This is a genomic window from Nonomuraea maheshkhaliensis (genome assembly GCF_039529435.1).
Lineage (GTDB): Bacteria > Actinomycetota > Actinomycetes > Streptosporangiales > Streptosporangiaceae > Nonomuraea > Nonomuraea maheshkhaliensis.
In genome coordinates, this window is the sequence record NZ_BAAAMU010000249.1 from 1 (window position 1) to 5486 (window position 5486).

The window sequence follows — 5486 nt, forward strand, 5'->3', positions numbered from 1 at the left end:
CAGCACCGGGATCAGCATGGTCGAGCGGGCCACCAGCGAGGCGGTGCCGAGCTGGGCGAGCATCTCGGGCAGCCGGCTGGCCGTCTCGCAGCCGGTGCACCCGGCGGCCTTGAGCCGGTCGCCCAGTTCGGCGACGGCGCCGGCCAGCGGGCGCAGCCGTTCCGGCGTGATGGCGCGCAGGTCGGGCACGGCGGTCCAGGTCGCGTTGACGCTGGTGGCGAACCGGCCGACGAACGTCTCACGCGCGACCATCAGCGGCCCGTACGTGGTGAAGTCGCGGCGCTCGACGCCCGTGCTGAGCAGTTGCTCGCCCGCCCACCGTGCGCCGAACGGGTCGTCGAGCTGGAAGACGCCGACCACGCGGACCTTGACCGGACGCGGGTCGAGCCGCCCCCGCACGGTGTACTCGCGCCCCGTCTCGAACCCGGTGGCGGTGGCCGCAGGCAGCGAGATCACCGCTTCGACCGGTTCGTCCTCTGCGGCCGCGGGCTCGGGCCAGGCGCCGGAGACCAGCCTGGCTTGCCGGTCGAGGCCGTCGTAGCTGCCGAACCGCAGCAGCTCGGGCAGCTTCCTGTCCTCCTGGCCGGGCATGGTGTACGAGTCGGAGCGCAGACTGGTGGTGACGGCGGGCGTGCTGGGATACGCCTTGGCGAGCTCGGCGCGGATGGACACGTCGTCCTTCGGGAACGTCTCCGCGGTCACGGAGGCGCTGACGGTGACGGCGGTCTGCTCGTACGAGGCCGTCTCCATCGTCCGGCGGACGCCCGCTTCGGCGATGGAGGAGGCGTACATGGTCAGCGCCACCAGCGTGGTGGTGGCGAGCAGGATCGACCCGAACGCGGCCAGGAGAAGCAACGGCTCACTGAACGCCCGTTTGACGACGAGCGGCCCCCGCATATGTCCCCCTTAACCCCGTTTAGTGCACCTTCGAGCACGCGCGGAGCGAGGGGCAAGGCGATCTCTGCAACGGTGACTCACCCGATACGGCAGTGTGATATCGAAACCGTGACAAAGTGCTGACGAAACCGGCCGGAAAAACAAGAACGCCGCACTCCTTCGTGGAGTGCGGCGTTGCTGTACCGGTCGCGCTTACTTGGCGGCCAGGGCCGCGGCCTGCTTGGCGATCGCGGACTTGCGGTTGGCGGCCTGGTTCTTGTGGATGACGCCCTTGCTGACGGCCTTGTCGAGCTGACGGGCGGCGACCCGCTGAAGGGCCGTGGCCTGCTCGACGTCGCCCTGCTCGGCGGCCTCGCGGAACTTGCGGACGGCAGTCTTCAGCGAGGACTTGACTGCCTTGTTGCGCAGACGAGCCTTCTCGTTCTGCTTGTTGCGCTTGATCTGGGACTTGATGTTCGCCACGAAGAAGCCTCGGTGAAGTCTGAAGTGATTGGACGGGGCGCGCGGGCTCGAGAGAGGGCGCGCCACACGCAGTTGCCCAGGCTACCAATAACCCAGGCCGCTGCTCAAATCAACGCCATCGTGTCATGTACTCGTGCCAATCTCTTTCCGTGGCCGCGAAGTCCACGTAGAGGGCCAGGCCGAAGCGCTCGCGACGGCCGTGGTCGGAGAGCGCCAGCCTGGCGCCCTCCGCCGCCATCTCGACGCTCTCGGCCGCGTCCAGCCATGCTACTCCGTGATCGTGGTAGGCGGGGGCGCCGATGAGCAGGGACTTCTCGGCGGGCACCAGGTCCAGGGCGAGGCGTGCCTGGCGGGCCACGTGGCCGCCGTAGAGCGACTGGAGCGGGGTGTAGGAGTCGTACGTCATGACGGCCACTTGATCCACCCGGTTCACGACTTTACGGAAATATCCCTGAGACCAGTACTTGTCATGACCCAGCACGGCTCTGGCCGTCAGGCGCATTCCCTGGTACGGCTCGATCTGCGGGGTGGAGGTGGACAGGAGCCTCGTGTGCCGCCTGGTGCGGTCGAGCAGGTCGAGGAACTCCGTGTCCGCGTCGCCGATCGGCTCGAAGTTGTAGTGGATGCCGTCGTATCCGGTCTTCATGATGGCGGCCACGCCGGTCAGGACGTTCTCGCGGGACTTCGGGTCGTCGAGGTCCAGGTCGTCGTCGAGGCCGGCGTCGACGGTCTGGCCGAGCCAGGCGGAGATGCGGATGCCGGGCAGTTGCTCACGCATCCAAGAGATGAAATTTCCGGCGTTGGGGTATTTAGCGGGATCTAAGCGGCCGTCGGCCTCGAACGGGCCGGAGTGCACGTACACGTCCTTGATGCCCGTGGCGCGCAGCCGTACCGCGAGCAGCTCCACGTCGCGCTCCGTGCGGCGGCCGTCGACCCACGCGTGGCCCAGCCAGAGTGCGTCGTTGCCCGTGCTCTTCGCCCAGGCCGCCGGGGCACCGGTAAACTGGAGCCGGAGCGCCACGGCGAGGAGGCCGGCCAGCGCGACCACGACGGCCACGGCCGGCGCGATCAGGCGCAGGCCGCGGCGGATGACGGTCCGGGCTATCACCCGGGCATGTCACCATAAAAGACTGCTCGACCTCAACCCTGTCGAAACGGACTTCGGTGCGCACTCAGCCTGGCCAGACCGACCCCGCGTTGATCCGCAACTTCTGCATCATCGCGCACATCGACCATGGCAAGTCGACGCTTGCCGACCGCATGCTGCAGATCACCGGCGTGGTCGACGACCGTTCCATGCGTGCCCAATACCTCGACAGGATGGACATCGAGCGCGAACGGGGCATCACGATCAAGTCGCAGGCCGTGCGGCTGCCGTGGGACGGCCACGTGCTCAACATGATCGACACCCCGGGGCACGTCGACTTCACCTACGAGGTGTCCAGGTCGCTGCAGGCGTGCGAGGGCGCGATCCTGCTGGTCGACGCGGCCCAGGGCATCGAGGCGCAGACGCTGGCCAACCTCTACCTGGCCATGAACGCCGACCTGCACATCATCCCCGTGCTCAACAAGATCGACCTGCCCGCCGCGCAGCCGGAGAAGTTCGCCGAGGAGCTCGCGGGGCTGATCGGCTGCGACCCGTCCGACGTGCTCAAGGTGTCGGGCAAGACCGGCGTGGGCGTGCGCGAGCTGCTCGACCACGTCGTGCAGACCGTGCCCGCGCCCATCGGGGTCGCCGACTCGGCCGCCCGGGCGCTGATCTTCGACTCCGTCTACGACACCTACCGCGGCGTGGTCACCTACGTCCGCGTGGTCGACGGTCACCTGGGCAAGCGCGAGCGCATCCTGATGATGTCCACCAACGCCACCCACGAGACGCTGGAGATCGGCGTCATCTCGCCGGAGCCCAAGGTCGCCGACCTGGGCCTGGGCGTGGGCGAGGTGGGCTACCTGATCACCGGCGTGAAGGACGTGCGCCAGTCGCGGGTCGGCGACACCGTCACCTCGGCGGCCAAGCCGGCCAAGGACATGCTGGCGGGCTACGAGCACCCCAAGCCGATGGTCTTCTCCGGCCTCTACCCGATCGACGGCGACGAATATCCCGAGCTGCGCGAGGCGCTCGACAAGCTCCAGCTCAACGACGCCGCGCTGGTCTACGAGCCGGAGACCTCGGCGGCGCTCGGGTTCGGCTTCCGCGTCGGCTTCCTCGGGCTGCTGCACATGGAGATCGTGCGCGAGCGGCTGGAGCGGGAGTTCGGGCTGTCGCTGATCTCCACCGCGCCCAACGTGGTCTACCGCGTGGTCATGGAGGACGGCAAGGAGCTCACCGTCACCAACCCGTCGGAGTTCCCCACCGGCGGCAAGATCGCGCAGGTCTTCGAGCCGGTCACCAAGTCCACGATCCTGGCGCCGGCCGAGTTCATCGGCGCGATCATGGAGATCTGCCAGGGGCGGCGCGGCCAGCTCCTCGGCATGGACTACCTGTCCGAAGACCGGGTCGAGATCCGCTACACGCTGCCGCTGGGCGAGATCATCTTCGACTTCTTCGACCAGCTCAAGTCGCGCACCCGCGGCTACGCCTCGCTCGACTACGAGCCCGCGGGCGAGCAGGAGGCCGACCTGGTCAAGGTCGACATCCTGCTGCAGGGCGAGGCGGTCGACGCCTTCAGCGCGATCGTGCACAAGGACAAGGCGTACGGCTACGGCGTCGACATGGCCAAGAAGCTGCGCGAGCTGATCCCGCGGCAGCAGTTCGAGGTGCCCATCCAGGCCGCCATCGGGGCCAGGGTGATCGCCCGCGAGAACATCAGGGCCATCCGCAAGGACGTCCTGGCCAAGTGTTACGGCGGTGACATCTCGCGTAAGCGCAAACTGCTGGAGAAGCAGAAGGAAGGCAAGAAGCGGATGAAGATGGTCGGCCGGGTCGAGGTGCCCCAGGAGGCCTTCGTCGCCGCGCTGTCCACCGACTCCAGCGCCGCCGACAAGGCCAAGAAGTAGTCTTCCGCGCTCCGAGGGCCTCCGGCGTCGTTCGCCGGGGGCCTTTCGTGATGTCTTCGTCCGATCGCCTGGCGACGGTGGCGGCTACGCTGAAAGCATGGAAGTGGTACATACGGGTCGTATGGTCCTATCTCGGGTCACGGCCGATGACCTCGACGCCGTCCATGAGATCCACGCCGACCCGCGTACGAGCGTCTACCACCCGAGCGGCCCCGTGACCGACCTGGAGTCCAGCCGCGCCATGCTCGATCTGTGGCTGGCCGACTGGGAGGAGCGGGGGATCGGCTACTGGGCGGCCCGGCCGGTGGACGAGCCGCTCGTGCTCGGGTTCGGCGGGCTGCGCCGCGCGATCCTGGACGGGCGCGAGGTGCTCAACCTGTACTACCGCTTCCGCCCCGACGCCTGGGGCCACGGGTACGCGGCCGAGCTGGCCAGGGCCGCCCTCGACGTCGGCGCGGGGCTGGGGAAGGTCGTGGCGGTGATCAGGGACATCAACCTGCCCTCGCACCGGGTGGCCGAGCGGATCGGCATGAAGAAGGACCGGACGATCCCGTACGGAGGCGTGCCCAGCGACGTCTACGTCACCTGACCCGTCCGCCACACGTATCCCGCGAGTACCACCACTCCCATGATCGCCTGAGCCGCGATGAACGGTGCCAGTGCGGCCGGCTGCGTGAGCAGCGCCATCGCGGTGGGGATGCAGCCGAGCAGGGCCAGGTCGGGGCCGGTGGCCGCCCAGATCAGCGGGCCCGTCGGGATGGAGCCGCCCGGGGTGTCGATGATCGGCATCGAGTGGTCTACCGGGGCGCGCCTGGCCATCCGCAGCGCGGCGGCGGCCAGGGCCAGGCCACCCGGCAGCCCCAGCGCCCACCAGCCAGCACCGGCCATCATCGCTGTGCCCGTCGCTGTCGTAGCCGCGGTTACCGCCTCGGGCAGGGCGGAAAGTGTGCTGGGCGTGGTCAGGGTCAGGGCGGTGAGGGCGGTGGCCGCCCAGACGCCGCCCAGCAGGGCGGGCAGGATCGCGCGGGCCGCCAGCGCGGGGCGTCGGCCCACGCCGATGAGCCGGGCCAGGGCCGGGTTGTCGGCGTCCCTGCGGGCGCCCGACGTACCCATCGACGCCGCGGCCAGCG

The 5486-nt window shown here is 69.0% G+C and carries 5 protein-coding genes and 1 pseudogene; 2 read left to right on the plus strand and 4 right to left on the minus strand.

Going from position 1 to position 5486, the window contains the following annotated elements; genetic code table 11:
* The 3 genes from ABFX54_RS55700 to ABFX54_RS55710 form a co-directional block, all read right to left on the minus strand.
* Positions 1 to 897, minus strand: an 897-nt coding sequence (locus tag ABFX54_RS55700) for a hypothetical protein (protein ID WP_346115451.1), incomplete at its 3' end; no start/stop codon positions are given.
* Positions 898 to 1089: 192 nt separating this feature from the next.
* A complete protein-coding gene (gene rpsT, locus ABFX54_RS55705) occupies positions 1090 to 1359 on the minus strand; it encodes a 30S ribosomal protein S20 (protein ID WP_346115452.1) in 270 nt (89 codons plus the stop codon).
* 109 nt (positions 1360 to 1468) lie between these two features.
* The gene (locus ABFX54_RS55710) at positions 1469 to 2467 is read right to left on the minus strand and encodes a glycoside hydrolase family 18 protein (RefSeq protein WP_346115453.1); all 999 of its coding nucleotides are present in this window, start codon (positions 2465 to 2467) and stop codon (positions 1469 to 1471) included.
* Positions 2468 to 2523: 56 nt separating this feature from the next.
* On the opposite strand from ABFX54_RS55710, the gene lepA reads away from it, so the two are divergent.
* Positions 2524 to 4356: a translation elongation factor 4 gene (gene lepA / locus ABFX54_RS55715; RefSeq protein WP_346115454.1), complete on the plus strand. Its 1833-nt coding sequence runs from the start codon at positions 2524 to 2526 to the stop codon at positions 4354 to 4356.
* Between the two features lie 121 nt (positions 4357 to 4477).
* Complete coding sequence (locus tag ABFX54_RS55720; RefSeq protein ID WP_346115455.1) at positions 4478 to 4945, plus strand: GNAT family N-acetyltransferase; 468 nt, start codon at positions 4478 to 4480, stop codon at positions 4943 to 4945.
* Here ABFX54_RS55720 and ABFX54_RS55725 read toward each other — a convergent pair.
* Positions 4933 to 5486 (minus strand): annotated as a pseudogene (locus tag ABFX54_RS55725) (DUF6297 family protein); the annotation flags it as partial. The gene ABFX54_RS55720 and the pseudogene ABFX54_RS55725 overlap by 13 nt on opposite strands.